This is a genomic window from Agrobacterium sp. NPDC089420, from assembly GCF_044900305.1.
In the GTDB taxonomy this organism is placed as follows: domain Bacteria; phylum Pseudomonadota; class Alphaproteobacteria; order Rhizobiales; family Rhizobiaceae; genus Agrobacterium.
Window position 1 is genome coordinate 381,855 of sequence record NZ_JBJDMY010000002.1, and the last position, 16,200, is coordinate 398,054.

Here is a 16,200-nt window from a genome sequence, read left to right on the forward strand (position 1 = left end):
TAATCGGTCCGGAAAGCCGTGCTGCTCTCCGGTATTGCGAGTGGTTGTTTTGCGGTGGTTTGCTTTGCGGTCTCAGCGCGCCATCGTTCTGCGTTCGTTCATCTCCAGAAACGCACAGCCGCGCGCCGCAATCCCGCCATCGTCATTGGCGGCAAGATCGCTCAGAATGTCGGCGATGGTGGTTTTGGCCAGTTCCGCCCGATAGGCCTTCTCCGCCTTCAGCATTGCGGCATTGATGCCGCAGGGCCGGGTGAAATAACGCCCCGGCAAGGGGTTCGGCCCGCGCTGGCGGATTTCCGCGCAGCGGAAGGCAGGCTGCGGCCCTTCCACGGCCAGCACGATGTCCAGCAGCGTGATCCGGTCCGTCGTCCGGGCCAGACGATAACCGCCCTTCGGCCCCGGCACGGTGGCGACTATGCCGGCGCTGGAGAGCGATTGCAGATGTTTCAGAAGATAGCTCGTGGAAACGCCATGAAATTCCGCCAGCGCCGCCGCCGAAAGCACGCCGCCTTCGGAAAGGCCCGCCAGCATGCCCACGCTGTGAATGGCCTGTTCCACGCCGTCACCGAGTTTCATCGGTCTTTTCCTCGTTCCGTTGCATCCTTATCGTGGATATTATTTATCTACGATTCAGTTTTCCTGTCAAGGGCGGGGTGGCGCCCTTCTTTTTCGCAGGTTTTTCACTACCTTGAAGGGGTGAAACATACCGAGCCCCCTCCTTCCGGCACCCACGTCGGCACCTTGCCCCTTCCATTCCAGAAATGGTTTGCCGAAAAGGGATGGTCTCCGCGCGCGCACCAGCTGGAGCTGATGGCGCGCGCGCGTGGCGGTGAAAACATGCTGCTTATTGCGCCCACCGGCGCCGGCAAGACGCTGGGCGGCTTCATGGCCTCGCTCACCGATCTCGCGGAGCGCGGCAAGGTCCCGGCAGGTTCCGGCTTCGTTGGTGTGCACACGCTCTATATCTCGCCGCTCAAGGCGCTGGCGGTGGATATCGAACGCAATCTGACGAAGCCCGTCTCCGAAATGGGCCTGCCGATTTCCATCGAAACCCGCACCGGCGATACGCCGCAGGGCAAGCGCCAGCGCCAGAAGGTCAAACCGCCGGATATTCTGCTGACGACGCCGGAACAGGTGTCGCTGCTGCTGGCCAACAGGGAAGCCGAACGGTTCTTCCGTGACCTCAAATATGTGGTGCTGGACGAGTTGCATTCTCTCGTCACCTCCAAGCGCGGCCATCTGCTTTCACTGGCGCTCGCCCGGCTGCGCCGGCATGCGCCCGATGTGCGCTTCATCGGCCTTTCCGCCACGGTGGCGGAGCCGATGGATCTGTGCCGCTACCTCGCGCCGCAGGGCCAGGATGAGCCGCCAGCCGGCGTGATTACCGTCGAGGGCGGAGCGAAGCCGGACATTTCCATCCTGCATACGGAAGAGCGCATCCCATGGTCCGGCCATTCGGCGCGTTATGCGATGAAGGATCTCTATGCGGCGCTGAAGGATCATCAGACGACGCTGATCTTCGTCAACACCCGCTCGCAGGCGGAGCTGATCTTTCAGGAACTCTGGACAATCAATGACGACAATCTTCCGATCGCGCTGCATCACGGCTCGCTGGATGCCGGCCAGCGCCGCAGGGTGGAGGCGGCCATGGCGGAGAACAAGTTGCGCGCCGTTGTCGCCACCTCCACGCTCGATCTCGGCATAGACTGGGGCGATGTCGATCTCGTCGTGCATGTCGGCGCGCCGAAGGGCGCAAGCCGTCTGGCCCAGCGCATCGGCCGTGCCAATCACCGCATGGACGAGCCGTCAAAGGCGATCCTCGTTCCCGCCAACCGTTTCGAGGTGATGGAGTGCCGGGCAGCGCTTGATGCGAATTACGTCGGTGCACAGGACACGCCTCCGATTGCCGAAGGCGCGCTCGACGTTCTCGCCCAGCATGTGCTCGGCATGGCCTGCGCCGAGCCCTTTGATGCCGATGAACTTTACCGCGAAGTGACCAGTGCCTCGCCCTATGCCGGCCTGTCGCGCGCCACCTTCGACCGGGTGGTGGATTTCACTGCTACCGGGGGTTATGCGCTGCGCACCTATGAGCGTTACGCCCGCATCCGCCAGATGAAGGATGGCCGCTGGCGCGTCTCCAATCCGACGGTGGCGCAGCAATATCGCCTGAACCTCGGCACCATCGTTGAGGCCGCTGAACTCAATGTCCGCATGGTCAAGCGCAATGCCAAAGGCACGGTCGGGCGCGGCGGCATGTCGCTCGGCAAGGTCGAGGAATATTTCCTCGAGCAGCTGGTGCAGGGCGATACGTTCCTGTTTGCCGGCAAGGTGCTGCGCTTCGAGGGTATCAGGGAGAATGAATGTCTGGTGTCGCAGGCCTTTTCCATGGACCCGAAGATACCCTCCTATGCCGGCGGCAAGTTTCCGCTTTCCACCTACCTCGCGGATCAGGTGCGCTCCATGCTTGCCGATCCCGCCCGCTGGCACGCTTTGCCGGACCAGGTGCGTGACTGGCTGGCGATCCAGAAGGAAAAATCGATTATCCCCAGGCGCGACGAGCTGCTGGTGGAGACCTTCCCCTTCCGCAAGCGCTTCTTCATGGTCATGTATCCTTTCGAGGGACGGCTGGCGCACCAGACGCTCGGCATGCTTCTGACGCGGCGGCTGGAACGGGCCGGCGCAAAACCCATGGGTTTCGTCGCCACCGATTATTCGCTCGCCATCTGGGCCATGGAAGACATCGGCCTGCGGCTGAAATCCCGGCGCCTGTCGCTGGCGGACCTTCTCGACGAGGACATGCTGGGCGACGATCTGGAGGCATGGCTGGACGAATCCTTCATGCTGAAGCGCACTTTCCGCAACTGCGCCGTCATTTCCGGCCTCATCGAGCGCCGTCATCCGGGCAAGGAAAAGACCGGCCGGCAGGTCACCGTTTCCGCCGATCTTATTTATGACGTTCTTCGCAGCCATGAGCCGGATCATATCCTCATGGAAGCGACGCGGCGCGATGCGGCGGCGGGACTTTTGGATATTGGCCGTCTTGGCGATATGCTGAAGCGAATCAAGGGTCACACCACCCACCGTGCGCTGGAACACGTTTCGCCGCTCGCCGTTCCGGTCATGCTGGAAATCGGCCGCGAGACGGTGGCGGGCGAGGCGATGGATGAGGTGCTGGCTGAGGCCGCCGACGAGCTGATCGCGGAGGCCATGTCCTGACGCATCTGGGCGGAATGAAGGAACAAGGGCAAAAGTGCTGAGCCGGCTGACATTGAGCGACCGATTTTCAAACGGCTTCGAATGCCTTGGCAGCGAAACCGCCATCCATGGCGTCGCCGCCTGGTGCGATCCGCTCGGCGGTCTTTACCTGCCGGACCTGTCGCTGCTCGTCGTTTCCGACCTGCATCTGGAAAAGGGTGCGGCCTTTGCCCGGCGCGGACACATGCTGCCGCCCTACGACACCATCGCCACCCTCAAGATCCTCTCTTCGCTCGTCAGCCGCTACGATCCGAAGATCGTGGTCAGCCTGGGCGACAATTTCCACGACCGCGTCGGGTCAGAGCATCTGCCGCCGATGTTGCGCGAACTCATCTACGAGATGGCCCGTGGCCGCGAATGGATATGGATCAACGGCAACCACGATCCGGATGGCACGGTTGATCTGCCGGGCTCGTCGGTGGATGAGATGTTTTACGGCAATCTCGTCTTCCGCCATGAGCCGAAGCCGGGAGACGCCGCCGGGGAGGTTGCCGGGCACCTGCATCCCTCCGCCACGGTTCGCCGTCGCGAAAAGACGGTGCGGCGACCCTGTTTCGCCACGGATGGTTCGCGTCTGTTGATGCCGGCATTCGGGGTGATGAGCGGCGGGCTGGATTTGCGCCACAAGGCCATGCGCGGCCTGTTCGATCACGCGGCGCTCGTCGCGCATCTGCTGGGGCGGGACCGCATCTATTCGGTGCGGTTTTCCAATCTGCTCGGCTGAGCGTATCATCGCCTTGATCTCTTTGTCTTACGTATTGTCCGGACGTAAAACGCTAAGCGCTTTTACTGGAAATGCTCTATTGCCGGTAGACCAGCACCGGTATCTTCGAGTTCTTCAGCACCTTGGCCGTGACGCTGCCGAGCAGCATCTCGATGAAGCTCCTGCGCCGGTGCGAGGCCATGGCGATGAGGTCGCAGCCGGTCTTGTCGGCGATTTCGATGATCGCCTCGTCCGGCCGTCCCGCCCGCGCCAGCAGGGCTTCGCAATCCAGCCCCATGGCGGCGGCATGGGCCTGCGTATCGCGCAGCAGATGCTCCGCTTCCTCGCAACGGTGGAATTCTTCTTCGGCAATGGCGGCAATGTCCTCGACATCGCTGGCGATCACATGAAAGGGTTCCGATACCGTCACGACGGTCACCTTTGCGCCTGCCTCCCTGGCGAGAGCGAACCCTTGGTCGATTGCGATCTGCGCCAGCGGCGAGCCATCGGTGGGAATGAGAATGTGCTTGAACATGACATTTCTCCTTTTCATCCCGGTCACAACCGTCCTTACCGCCATCATCTGCGCGTGCGGCTGTAACGTCTTGAATTTTACCGCAAACCGTTAAAGGAAGCGAATGCTATCTTTGTCCCCGGCTGCGGCCAGCGATCTCTTTTGCGGGATGGAAAAGGGTCAGTCCTTGCGGAAGATGATGCTGGCGCCCCAGCCGGTCACGACGGCGAGCAGAACGCAGAGCGCGCCATAGGCAAGCGGCGTCTGATGCGCCGCATCGGTAATCGCCTGCTCCATGCCGGTCTTGACGACGCGCAGTTTCAGTTCGCGCTGGGCGATGAATTTGCCGCTCTTGAAAAGATAGGCGCGCGCCGTGTGCACGCCGTTCGGCACGTTGGCCGGCAGGCGAAGCGTCGCCCAGAACAGGCCGGTGCGTTCCAGCCTCACCCCCGTCGTATCGTTGCGGTAGATGCCGCTGGAAAGCTTGAGCCGACGGTAGGCTTCCTGAAAATCGAAGACATTGTCGGGCACGCCGGAAAATACCGCGCTTTTGAGCGACAGATGGTCGACGCCGAGCCCCATGGCGCGCAAGGTTCCGGCGGACGCGATATCGGTGATGTCGCGTGTGCTGGCCATGGAATAGGATTCCGGCAGCGGCGTGAAGGTGATGGCGCTGGTATTGATCCAGATGCCCGCCACGCGCTCCTTCTTGCGCACGGTCATATAGTCATTCGGCCCTTCCAGCGTGACGACAATGTCGTACTGGCCGATGGCCAGCAGCAACTGGTCGGTATTGTTCAACGCGCCGAACAGGGTGAAATCCGCTCCGCGAAAATCCGAGGCGATCGGAATTTCCGTCGTCGATGCGCCGATTTCGATATTTTCCTGCAACGGCCGCTGTTGCGGGCCGGGCGGCAGGGCAAGCGGCGGCGTCTGCGCCCAAGCGTTTCCGCCAAGGCCAAGACAGGGGAACAGGAAAAGCGCCACAAGCAGCAGGCGGAAGGTCAATAGCCAAGCCCTCCCACGGCGACCGAAAACAGGTCTTCGGGCCGCACCACCAGCGACACGGCAAGGCGAAGGGCGACGGCGAGGACGAGAAGCGCCAGGAGCGCGCGCAGCTGTTCGCCACGCAGTTTCTGGCCCACGCGCACGCCATATTGCGCGCCGATGACGCCCGCCACCATCAGGATGAAGGCCAGCACCACGTCGACGGAATAGTTGGTCGCCGCCTGCACGATGGTGGTATAGGCGGTCACGAAAATGATCTGGAACAGCGATGTGCCGACGACCACATTGGTCGGGATGCGCAGGAGATAGATCATCGCCGGCACCATGATGAAACCGCCGCCGACACCCATGATCGAGGTGAGAATGCCGATGCCGAAGCCGAGGGTGACGATGGGAATGATGCTGAGATAGATCTTCGATTTCTTGAACCGCATTTTCAGCGGCAGGCGATGTACCCAGTTGTGGTGGCCGGGCCGGCGCAGCGTCACCGTTTCGTTGCGGGCCGCACGGCGCAGCGCCGAAATGCTCTCCTTCAGCATCAGCCCGCCGACGGTGCCGAGCAGGATGACATAGAGCAGCGAGACGATGAGATCGAGCTGGCCGATGCTGCGCAGGAAGGAGAATATCCACACGCCGACCGTTGCGCCCACCAGGCCGCCGACCAGCAGCACGCTGCCGAGTTTGACATCCAGCGTGCCGCGCCGGAAATGCGTGATCGAGCCGGAGACGGAAGAGGCGACCACCTGGTTTGCGCCTGTCGCCACGGCGACCACGGGCGGTATATTGTAGAAGATCAGCAGCGGGGTGATCAGAAAGCCGCCGCCGACGCCGAACATGCCGGACAGAAAACCGACGGCCGCGCCCATGCCGAGAATGATGAAAATATTCACCGACAGTTCTGCGATCGGCAGATAGACAGTCACGGCTCGGACCTCGGGCAAATGGTTCCGGGCGGCAGGGCTTGTCCGGGTGAGGGGGCCGCGCCGCGATTTACAATTTCTGTCTGAAAAGACCGGGCATGCCCGGCCTTTCTTCGTCATGCCCGCGAGGGCCTGACCTGTCAACATTCAACGGTAAATACGTTGATAATTTGGAAAGATGGCGGTCGTGCGTGGGCATGCCGCCACATTCCTGCACCGGGTTGCGCGGAAGCGGCCGGATGGCCGCTTCTTATGGGAAGGAGGGGCTATTTGTTGCGGGCGAGAAGCGCGGTCACCAGCTCGTTGGTAATGCGCCCGTCCGGCGTCTGGCCCACGGATTTCTGGAAGTCCTTGATGGCGGTCACGGTGTTCTTGCCGAGCTTGCCATCCGGCTGGCCGGCATCAAAACCGTTCTTGTTCAGGATCGCCTGAATGTTGCGGATCGCCTTTTCCATGTCCACGGAGGCGGTCTTCACCCCCTCCTTGCCGGCCCATTCCTCCGGCGTATTGACGCTGTTGGCGTCCTCCGAAAGCGGCTTTGCCTTCCATGCGTCCACCCTGGCCCTGGCGCTCTGAAGCTGTTGCGGGTTCATCGCTCCGGCAACCTCGTCGCGCTTCTGGGCCGCGTCCGCGTCGCCATCCTTGGCGGCAATGGCGAACCATTTGTAGGATTCCTCAATGTCCTGCTTCACGCCGCTGCCGCGGGCATAAAGAATGGCGAGGTTGAACTGGCTGTCGCGCACACCGAGTTCGGATGCCTTGATGAACCATTGGGCCGCAGAGGCGAAATCGGGTTGGCCGGCCGCGTCGGAGGCAAGCAGCACTGCGAGATTGTGCATGGCGCCGGCATTGCCCTGTTCAGCCGCCAGCGTGTAATAGCGCTTGGCTTCGGGCAGGTTGCGCTCGACGCCGTTCGCCTTCTCGTAAAGATTGGCGAGACGATATTGCGCCGGCGCAAGGCCGCGATCCGCTGCGAGCTTGTACCATTTCGCGGCTTCCGCACGGTCAGCGGTCACACCGCGGCCATCGGTATAACGCGCTGCGATCTCGAACAGCGCCTGCGTGTCGCCTTTGGCGGCGGCTTCGGCAAGCGATGCGGGCTCGATGCCGGCGGGAACCGCGATTGTGTCCTGAGCAGGAACAGCCGTGGTGGTGACCTCGGCCGGTTTCGGCCCTTCGCTCTGCGCGACGGTGTCGGATTTTGCCGCATCCACGGCGGGAACATCGGCGACCGGCGGCTCTTCGGGCAACGGTGCGCCACCCACGGTGCGGGGATCGATGGTGTTCTGCGCCGGCGCGGCGTTCTCGATGCTGTCGGCCGAGGCCGCCTGCTCCGGATCGATGGCGAGATCGGAGGGTATGGTCACGGCCTTGTCGCCGGTTTCGGGAAGTGCGGAAACCGGGCCGTTGTCCATCTTCTGCTCGATGACCGGCGCCGGGGCTTCCGCGCCGCCGATCAGCGTCTTGACGAGCGGCATGGCCATCATGGCGAGAAGAATGGCGCCGATGCCAAGCAGCAACGGACGGCGATAGCGCGAAAGCGCCAAGCCCTCGGCCTTGCGGCTCTTCTTGCCGGTTTCAAGCTTCTCCGGCGAGGTCTCCATGGCGGCGGCCTGTGCCGCGCGGCGGGCGGCGGCGATGAAATCCGTCCGTCCTTCGGCATCCGCGGCCTTGCCGCTGGCGGCCACCTGGCTGGCGCGCACGCGTTCCAGGATTTTCTTGATATCGGGCGCACCCGAACCCGGTTCCAGAAGTTCGTTCTCCTGGCCGGCCGGCAGAACGTCGATCGGATCGAGCGACGGGGCAGGTTCCACCTGCGTGCGGGTGGAGGCGGCGGCTACGGGTTCGTCGACGGTTTGGGCCGTTTTCGCCGTACCGGTCTTGAACCGTTTCGTCAGCCCGGCGAGCAGGCTCTTTTTCTCTGTCTTCGCAGGCTTGGCGGCCGCGGGGGGCACGATCGTTGCCGCGTCGTTTTCGCGGGGATCGTCGAGAATGGCCTGCTCTTCGGCGATGTAGCCTTCTTCCGGGAAAATGGCGGCCGGCATGGCCACCTCTTCGCGGGCGGGGGTGACCATGGACTGCGCGACGGTGCGGGGTGCTGCCTCTTCGCGATAGGCGGGAGCGTTGTCGAGGCTGTCGAGACGGCCTGCGATCTGCACCAGGGTTTCATGCAGCGCTTCGAAAGTACGGTGCGTGCGTTCTTCGGTGTTCCGGCTCAGGGCTTCGAGGTTGCGCAGATCGGTCGCGAGATCGGTCAGCATCGACATGTCTGCGAGGTTTGCGCCGGCAGAGAGGTTGTTGCGGGTATAGGCGTCGAGAACGGCTTCCGCGGCCTGTCGGGCCGCTTCGATGATATATTCGTCGTTCGACGCCATGTAGTCCTCGATCGCCGCCATGCGGGCGTCGAGCTCCGGCGACAGGCTTGCCTGCGTGTGCACGGGCTGGCTGATCAGCGTGGAGAGATGGGCGATCTGGTTTTCGAGGCTCGCCAGTGCATGGCTGTCGGCCGGTGCGGCATGGGCAGTCTCGTCCAGACGGGCGGCAATAGTGCCGAGCCGCTCCTCCAGACGGGAAAAGGCGCTTTCGCTAAGGCCGGCTGCAGGCTGTGGCTGGCTGTAGCGATAATCGAGGTCCTCGATGCGGCGCGACAGCGTATCGAGCCGTTCCGCCAGGCCGTCATTGACGGCGCCGTGATCCAGTGCATCGATCTTGCGGGAAATGTCGCTGAGGAAAGACGTCAGTTCCGCCTGCTGCGAGGGCCGCTGCGAGCGCTCCAGAAGCAGGGAAAGCTGGTCCAGCCGCTCATGCAGCTGGGCGGCGTCGCGGGCGGTGCTGAGCTCGTCGATCTTGCCGGCCAGCGCTTCGAGGCGGGCGGTGAGGTCGAGCGTGGGCTCCGGCTTGGCGGCGGCTAGCCGGTTGATGTCGCCCAGCTGTTCGGCAAGGCCGTTCAGCCGGTTTTCCAGCCGCTGCGCCAGCGCATTGTCGGTGGCCTGCGCATTGGCGCGCGTGCCGGTCGCGGCAATGGCGCGGCTGATTTCGTCCAGCCGCTGGTCGAGGCCGGAAAATTGCTCGCTAAAGGCGGCCTCGTTCGGCTGCATATGCTTGCCGAGCTGCTCCACGGCGCTCGCAATGGTGATCAGCTTGTCTTCGAGCACGCGCACGGCGGGATTGTTGCTCATGCCGCCAAGCTGGCTCTTGATGTCATCGAGACGATAGGCGAGCGAAACGATTTCGTCCTGCAGTGCGCCGGCGTCGAAACCGCGCAGCGTGTCTTCCACATTGTTCCAGCGGCTTTCGATCCGGTGCACGCTGTCTTCGCGCGCAAGCTGGTCGATCGTCAGGCGCAGGTCCTCGAACTCGTTGCGCAGCCCATAGGCGTCGGGAGATGCCAGATTGCCGAGCTGGTCGATGCTGCCGGCAAGCCGTGCAATGTCGTCACGCAGGTCGCCGATGAATTGCTGGTCTTCCGCCACCGCGCGGATATTGCGGATTTCCGCGCGCAGCCCCTGCGCCTCGCGGGCGACGCCCTCGGTTATGTCGTGCTTCAGCTCATGGCGAAGATTGACCAGCGCCTGCGCGATCTCCTGCAGGGCTGCGTCATTGCGCTGCTGTTCCTGATAGGGTGGAATGGCACGGGCGCGCGGTGCGGCGGCCGCAGCCTGCTGAGGTTCCCGCTGGCGATAGTTCGGCGCAAGCGGCCGGCTAATCGTCCGTTCCGGGCGGGCGGCCGGCTCCTGCGGGCGCTGGAAGCTTGTTTCGAGCAGGCGCTGGCGCTGGCGGATTTCGTTGACGGGGTCGAGCTGCGGCGGCGTGACGGCGGCGCGGGGCTCGCGCGGCGCGGCATAGGCCTCGCTCTTCGGCTCGGGCTGGGTGCTTGCGGCGCGCGGGTCGCGCGGGAACTTCTGGCTCATCAGCCCTTCGATACGGGCTTCAAGGCCTTCAATGGTGCGATTGAGCGCATCAAGAGACGATCTGTCGCTTGGCTGTTGGGTTTTCGATCGCAATCCGTTCATCTTTTCGCTCGCTTCGCTTCCGCCCGCCGTGCCCGGTTGTCTGTCGCGACGTTGCCTGTGTGGACACGCCGTCGCCGCAACATGCAGCAATTCTAGAGCCGGTATTTGCCCCCATCGAGGAAAATGCGCCGATGAACGAAGCAGTTACCTCTGTCGGGAGAATTCACGAAACGTGGTAAAGAAGTGGTTAACTATGGTGGGAATTTTTTAACTTTTGTGGCGAGAACCGCGTCTCCGCCCGGCCGCGTATCGGTTCGGCCGAAAAGGCAGGGCGACATTGTGCGGAAATTTGTTTGACGTTTACGCGCACGTCAAATATTGTCATGCCATATCGCCGGACTGGCTCCGGCTGCCACGATGCGGAGGAACATCGGTAATGCCTGTTTACAAGGCCCCAGTCAAAGACACGCTTTTTATCCTGAACGACGTTCTCGGCCTGGAGCGGTATAACAACCTGCCCGGCTTCGAGGATGCAACCCCTGACATGATCGAGGCCATCACCGGTGAAGCGGCGAAGCTTGCCGAGGAGCGGCTTTTCCCGCTCAACCTTTCCGGCGACAGCCAGGGCTGCAAGCGCGCCGATGACGGATCGGTTTCCGTGCCTGACGGTTTCAAGGACGCCTACGACGCCTATTGCGAAGGCGGCTGGATCGGCCTTGCCGTTCCGCCGGAATTTGGCGGGCAGGGCCTGCCCTATACGCTGCATGCCGCCATCGGCGAATATATGTCCTCTGCCAACCTGTCGCTGATGATGTATCCCGGCCTGACGCAGGGTGCGATTGCCGCGATCCTCGTGCATGGCACGCAGGAACAGAAGGACACCTATCTGCCGAAGATGGTGGAAGGCACCTGGTCCGGCACCATGAACCTTACCGAACCCCATTGCGGCACCGATCTCGGCCTGCTGCGCACCAAGGCCGTGCCGCAGGCTGACGGCAGCTACAAAATTTCCGGCCAGAAGATTTTCATCTCCGCCGGCGAACATTCCATGACGGACAATATCGTCCATCTGGTGATCGCCCGTATCGAAGGCGCACCGGAAGGCACCAAGGGCATTTCGCTGTTCATCGTGCCGAAATTCCTGGTGAAGGAAGATGGCGCGCTCGGCGAACGCAACGGTGTTACCTGCGGCGCCATCGAGCACAAGATGGGCATTCACGGCAACGCCACCTGCGTCATGAACTACGACGATGCGACCGGTTATCTCCTGGGTGCGGAGAACAAGGGCCTGTCGGCCATGTTCGTGATGATGAACGAAGCCCGCCTCGGCGTCGGACTGCAGGGACTTTCGGTCGGCGAGATCGCTTACCAGAATGCGGTGGAATATGCCCGCGAGCGCATTCAGGGTCGCTCGCTTTCCGGCGCCAAGTTCCCGGACAAGAAGGCCGATCCGATCATCGTGCATCCCGATATCCGCCGCACGCTGATGACCATCAAGGCCTATAACGAGGCCGGCCGCGCCTTCCTGCTGTGGACCGCGCTGCAATCCGATATCGCCCACCGCGCCGCCGATGAAAAACAGCGCCAGGCGGCCGATGACCTTCTCGGCCTGGTTACGCCGATCCTCAAGGGCGTCTTGACCGACAAGGGCTTCGACCACGCCGTGATGGCGCAGCAGGTCTTCGGTGGCCATGGTTACATCGAGGAACATGGCATGAGCCAATATGTCCGCGATGCGCGCATCACCATGATCTATGAGGGCGCCAACGGCATCCAGGCGCTCGATCTGGTCGGCCGCAAGCTCGGCATGAATGGCGGCCGCGCCGTGATGGCGCTGTTTAAGGAAATCGGCGATTTCTGCGAGGAAAACCGCGCCGATGAAAAACTCAGCCTTTACACCAAGGGCCTGAAGAAGGGCTTGAACGACCTGCAGGCCGCAACCATGTGGTTCATGCAGAACGCCATGGCCAAGCCCGACAATGCCGGCGCCGGCTCGACCGACTACATGCATCTCTTCGGCATTGTCGTGCTGGGTTACATGCAGGCGCGCATGGCGAAAGCCGCCAGCGAAGCGCTTGCGGCAGGCGGCGCTTCGGACGAGGATTACCTCAAGACCAAGCTTGTCACGGCGAAGTTTTATATGGAGCGCATCATGCCGGAAACGGCGCTGCGCAAGGCTCGCATCGAAACCGGCGCGGACACCATGATGGAACTGGCTGCGGAAGCATTCTGAGAAGGTTGGCGGTAAACACGCCGCAGGGAGAGAGTTTATGACCGACGTTTACATCTACGACCATGTCCGCACCCCGCGCGGACGCGGCAAGAAGGATGGCAGCCTGCATGAGGTGCCTTCCGTTCGCCTTGCCGCCAAGACGCTGGAAGCCATCCGCGACCGCAACGGGCTCGACACCTCCACTGTCGACGACATCATCATGGGCTGCGTCGATCCTGTCATGGATGCCGGTGCCGTCATCCCCAAGGCTGCCGCCTTCGAGGCCGGTTACTCCAACAGGGCGCCGGGCATGCAGATTTCGCGCTTCTGCGCCTCGGGTCTCGATGCCATCAATTTCGCGGCCGGCAAGGTCAAGGCGGGATCTGACGATATCGTCATCGCCGGCGGCGTCGAAAGCATGTCCCGCGTCGGCATGGGCATGTCGGGTGGCGCCTGGTACATGGACCCGTCGGTCAACTTCCCGGCTTTCTTCATGCCGCAGGGCGTGTCGGCCGATCTCATCGCCACCAAATATGGTTTCTCCCGTGACGACGTCGACGCCTATGCTGTCGAAAGCCAGAAGCGCGCCGCGCATGCCTGGGAAAAGGGCTATTTCAACAAGTCGGTCATTCCGGTGAAGGACTCCAACGGCCTAACGATCCTCGACCGTGACGAGCACATGCGCCCCGGCACGGACATGCAGGCGCTGGCTTCGCTCAACCCGTCCTTCCAGATGCCGGGTGAAATGGGCGGCTTCGAAGCCGTTGGCATCATGGCCCATCCAGAGGTGGAGCGCATCAACTACGTGCACCACGCCGGCAACTCGTCCGGCATCGTCGATGGCGCGGCCGCCGTGCTGGTTGGCTCGAAGGCGGGCGGCGAGGCGATGGGCGTGAAACCGCGCGCCCGTATCAAGGCTTTCGCCAATATCGGCTCCGATCCGGCGTTGATGCTGACCGGCCCGGTTGATGTGACCGAAAAGCTTTTGAAAAAGACCGGCATGTCGCTCGCCGATATCGATCTTTTCGAACTCAATGAAGCCTTCGCCGCCGTCGTGCTGCGTTACATGCAGGCCTTCGACATCGACCATGACCGGATGAACGTCAATGGCGGCGCCATCGCCATGGGCCATCCGCTCGGCGCAACGGGCGCGATGATCCTCGGCACGGTGCTGGATGAGCTGGAGCGGCGCGATCTGAACACCGCGCTCGTCACGCTCTGCATTGGTGCTGGCATGGGCACGGCGACGGTCATCGAGCGGGTTTGAGGCAGCGGCAAAACCCCGCCTCCGTCATCCTCGGGCTTGACCCGAGGATCCATGCCAGAGGTGCTGGATGGTCGGGTCAAGCCCGACCATGACGGAAAGGAAGAGTTGGCCGCGTCGGGAAATTCAGGGAAGAGGAATCCCAAAATGAGCACTTACACCAATTTCACCATCGAGACGGACGCAGACGGCATTGCCCTCGTTACCTGGGACATGCCGGAAAAATCCATGAACGTCTTCACCTCTGAGGTGATGGACGAGCTGAACGCCATTCTTGACGCGACTGTCGTGGATGCGGCCGTCAAGGGCGTCGTCTTCACGTCAGGCAAGAGCACCTTTTCCGGCGGCGCCGATCTGTCGATGATCAAGTCGATGTTCTCCTTCTACAATGACGAGAAGGCGAGGAACCCGGATCAGGCGGCGGCGAAGCTGTTCGAGCTCGTCGGTCGCATGACCGGCCTCTTCCGCAAGATCGAGACCAACGGCAAGCCGTGGGTCTCGGCCATCAACGGCACCTGCATGGGCGGCGCGTTTGAGCTGTCGCTCGCCTGCCACGGCCGTGTGGCCTCCAGCGCCAAGAACCTCAAGATCGCCCTGCCGGAAGTCAAGGTCGGCATTTTCCCCGGTGCCGGCGGCACCCAGCGCGTGCCGCGCCTGACGGACGCACAATCCGCACTGCAGATGATGACGACGGGCCAGTCGCTGACCGGCGCGCGCGCCAAGGCCATGGGGCTGGTGCATCAGGTGGTGGAGCCGGATCAGCTGGTCGCAACCGCAAAGCAGATGATCAAGGACGGCCTGAAACCGGTCGCCCCCTGGGATGAGAAAGGCTTCAAGGCCCCCGGCGGCGGCATCTGGACGCCGGCCGCTGCCCAGCTGTGGCCCGCCGCTCCCGCCATCCTGCGCCGTGAAAGCGCCGGCAACTATCCGGCCGCCCTCGCCATCCTCAAATGCGTTTATGAAGGCCTGCAATTGCCCTTCGATACGGCGCTGAAGGTGGAGCAGCGTTATTTCACCGAGATCCTGCGCTCGAAGGAAGCCTTCGGCATGATCCGCTCGCTGTTCATTTCCATGCAGGAACTGGGCAAGGGCGCGCGCCGCCCGGCCGGCCAGCCGAAGACGGAGTTCAAGAAGGTCGGCGTCGTCGGCGCCGGCTTCATGGGCGCTGCCGTCGCTTATGTCACCGCCGCAGCCGGCATTCCCGTCACGCTGGTGGATCGCGATCAGGAAGCCGCCGACAAGGGCAAGGGCCATTGCGAAGAGAGCGTCAAGGCCGCCATCGGCAAGGGCAGGCTGACGCAGGATGAGGGCAAGGCCCTGCTCGACCTCGTCACCCCGACATCCGATTACGCCGCGCTCGCCGATGCCGATCTCGTTATCGAAGCCGTCTTCGAGGATCGCGACGTGAAGAAGGCCGTCATCGAGGCCGTGGAAGCCGTGTTGCCGGAAGGCGCGATCTTCGCCTCCAACACCTCCACCTTGCCGATCACCGGGCTTGCGAAGAACTCGAAGCGCCCGAGCGATTTCATCGGCATCCACTTCTTCTCCCCCGTCGAGAAGATGATGCTGACGGAAGTGATCCTCGGCAAGGAAACCGGCGACAAGGCGCTCGCCGTCGCGCTGGATTACGTGGCAAAGATCAGGAAGACGCCGATCGTCGTCAACGATACGCGCGGTTTCTTCGTCAATCGCTGCGTGCTGCGTTATATGGCGGAAAGCTACGACATGCTGATCGAAGGCGTGCCCGCCGCCATGATCGAAAATGCCGCGAAATTCGCCGGCATGCCGGTCGGCCCGCTGGCGCTGAACGATGAGGTGGCGATCGATCTTTCCTACAAGATACTGAAGGCCACCGTCGCCGATCTCGGTGAAAAGGCCGTCGATCCGCGCCATATGGAACTGGTGAAGACGCTGGTGGAAGGCGAAGGCCGCTTCGGCCGCAAGAACGCCAAGGGCTTTTACGATTACCCGCCAAAGCCCGCCAAGAAATCTCTCTGGCCCGGCCTGAAGGACCTCTATCCGCAGCAGAAGCCGGAAGACGTGGACATGGAGGTGCTGAAACAGCGCTTCCTCGTCACTGTGGCGCTGGAAGCCGCCCGCACGGTGGAAGAAGGCATCGTCACCGATCCGCGTGAGGCGGATGTCGGCTCCATCCTCGGTTTCGGCTTCGCGCCCTATACCGGCGGCGCGCTGTCCTACATTGACGGCATGGGCGTGAAGAACTTCGTGGCACTCGCCGAGAAACTCAGTGAGACCTACGGCCCACGCTTCAAGCCGACGCCGCTCCTGAAGGACATGGCCGCCAAGGGCGACACCTTCTATGGTCGTTTCGACCCCTATGCCGGCGCCGCCAAGGCGGCCTGAGGCTGCA

General features: G+C 62.7%; 10 protein-coding genes. 5 read left to right on the plus strand and 5 right to left on the minus strand.

Annotation, left to right across the window (positions count from 1 at the left end; genetic code table 11):
• Window positions 1–72 precede the first annotated feature (72 nt).
• Window positions 73–576, minus strand: coding sequence for an RrF2 family transcriptional regulator (locus ACI2KA_RS04440; protein ID WP_404499578.1), 504 nt, complete (start codon window positions 574–576; stop codon window positions 73–75).
• A 120-nt stretch (window positions 577–696) separates the two neighbouring features.
• Between ACI2KA_RS04440 and ACI2KA_RS04445 the strand changes: the two genes are divergently transcribed.
• Together ACI2KA_RS04445 and pdeM are read left to right on the plus strand one after the other, a co-directional pair.
• Window positions 697–3,216 (plus strand): ligase-associated DNA damage response DEXH box helicase, encoded by a 2,520-nt coding sequence (locus ACI2KA_RS04445; protein ID WP_404499579.1) that lies wholly within the window; start codon window positions 697–699, stop codon window positions 3,214–3,216.
• 34 nt (window positions 3,217–3,250) lie between these two features.
• Window positions 3,251–3,979: a ligase-associated DNA damage response endonuclease PdeM gene (gene pdeM, locus ACI2KA_RS04450; protein ID WP_404499581.1), complete on the plus strand. Its 729-nt coding sequence runs from the start codon at window positions 3,251–3,253 to the stop codon at window positions 3,977–3,979.
• A gap of 76 nt (window positions 3,980–4,055) precedes the next feature.
• Here the strand turns inward: pdeM and ACI2KA_RS04455 are convergent, their stop codons facing one another.
• From ACI2KA_RS04455 to podJ, 4 genes are all read right to left on the minus strand, one after another.
• Window positions 4,056–4,493, minus strand: coding sequence for a universal stress protein (locus ACI2KA_RS04455; RefSeq protein ID WP_065114800.1), 438 nt, complete (start codon window positions 4,491–4,493; stop codon window positions 4,056–4,058).
• 159 nt (window positions 4,494–4,652) lie between these two features.
• A complete protein-coding gene (locus tag ACI2KA_RS04460; protein ID WP_404499584.1) occupies window positions 4,653–5,480 on the minus strand; it encodes a TIGR02186 family protein in 828 nt (275 codons plus the stop codon).
• The gene (locus tag ACI2KA_RS04465) at window positions 5,477–6,403 is read right to left on the minus strand and encodes a sulfite exporter TauE/SafE family protein (protein ID WP_404499586.1); all 927 of its coding nucleotides are present in this window, start codon (window positions 6,401–6,403) and stop codon (window positions 5,477–5,479) included. Before ACI2KA_RS04465 ends, ACI2KA_RS04460 begins: the two co-directional genes overlap by 4 nt.
• A gap of 263 nt (window positions 6,404–6,666) precedes the next feature.
• Window positions 6,667–10,413 carry a cell division protein PodJ gene (gene podJ, locus ACI2KA_RS04470; protein WP_404499588.1) on the minus strand — a complete coding sequence of 1,249 codons (3,747 nt, stop codon included), beginning with the start codon at window positions 10,411–10,413 and terminating at the stop codon, window positions 6,667–6,669.
• Between the two features lie 376 nt (window positions 10,414–10,789).
• On the opposite strand from podJ, the gene ACI2KA_RS04475 reads away from it, so the two are divergent.
• The 3 genes from ACI2KA_RS04475 to ACI2KA_RS04485 all read left to right on the plus strand — a co-directional run bounded on the left by ACI2KA_RS04475 (window position 10,790) and on the right by ACI2KA_RS04485 (window position 16,193).
• Window positions 10,790–12,586 carry an acyl-CoA dehydrogenase C-terminal domain-containing protein gene (locus tag ACI2KA_RS04475; protein ID WP_404499590.1) on the plus strand — a complete coding sequence of 599 codons (1,797 nt, stop codon included), beginning with the start codon at window positions 10,790–10,792 and terminating at the stop codon, window positions 12,584–12,586.
• A gap of 37 nt (window positions 12,587–12,623) precedes the next feature.
• Window positions 12,624–13,832, plus strand: coding sequence for an acetyl-CoA C-acetyltransferase (locus tag ACI2KA_RS04480; RefSeq protein ID WP_404499592.1), 1,209 nt, complete (start codon window positions 12,624–12,626; stop codon window positions 13,830–13,832).
• A gap of 144 nt (window positions 13,833–13,976) precedes the next feature.
• Window positions 13,977–16,193: a 3-hydroxyacyl-CoA dehydrogenase NAD-binding domain-containing protein gene (locus tag ACI2KA_RS04485; protein WP_404499594.1), complete on the plus strand. Its 2,217-nt coding sequence runs from the start codon at window positions 13,977–13,979 to the stop codon at window positions 16,191–16,193.
• Window positions 16,194–16,200: the final 7 nt, after the last annotated feature.

Excerpts from the sequence above, each read along its gene's own strand:
- ACI2KA_RS04440 (WP_404499578.1), bottom strand. The coding sequence starts at position 576 with ATGAAACTCGGTGACGGCGTGGAACAGGCCATTCACAGCGTGGGCATG.
- ACI2KA_RS04455 (WP_065114800.1), bottom strand. The coding sequence starts at position 4,493 with ATGTTCAAGCACATTCTCATTCCCACCGATGGCTCGCCGCTGGCGCAG.
- podJ (WP_404499588.1), bottom strand. The coding sequence starts at position 10,413 with ATGAACGGATTGCGATCGAAAACCCAACAGCCAAGCGACAGATCGTCT.
- ACI2KA_RS04475 (WP_404499590.1), top strand. The coding sequence starts at position 10,790 with ATGCCTGTTTACAAGGCCCCAGTCAAAGACACGCTTTTTATCCTGAAC.
- ACI2KA_RS04480 (WP_404499592.1), top strand. The coding sequence starts at position 12,624 with ATGACCGACGTTTACATCTACGACCATGTCCGCACCCCGCGCGGACGC.
- ACI2KA_RS04485 (WP_404499594.1), top strand. The coding sequence starts at position 13,977 with ATGAGCACTTACACCAATTTCACCATCGAGACGGACGCAGACGGCATT.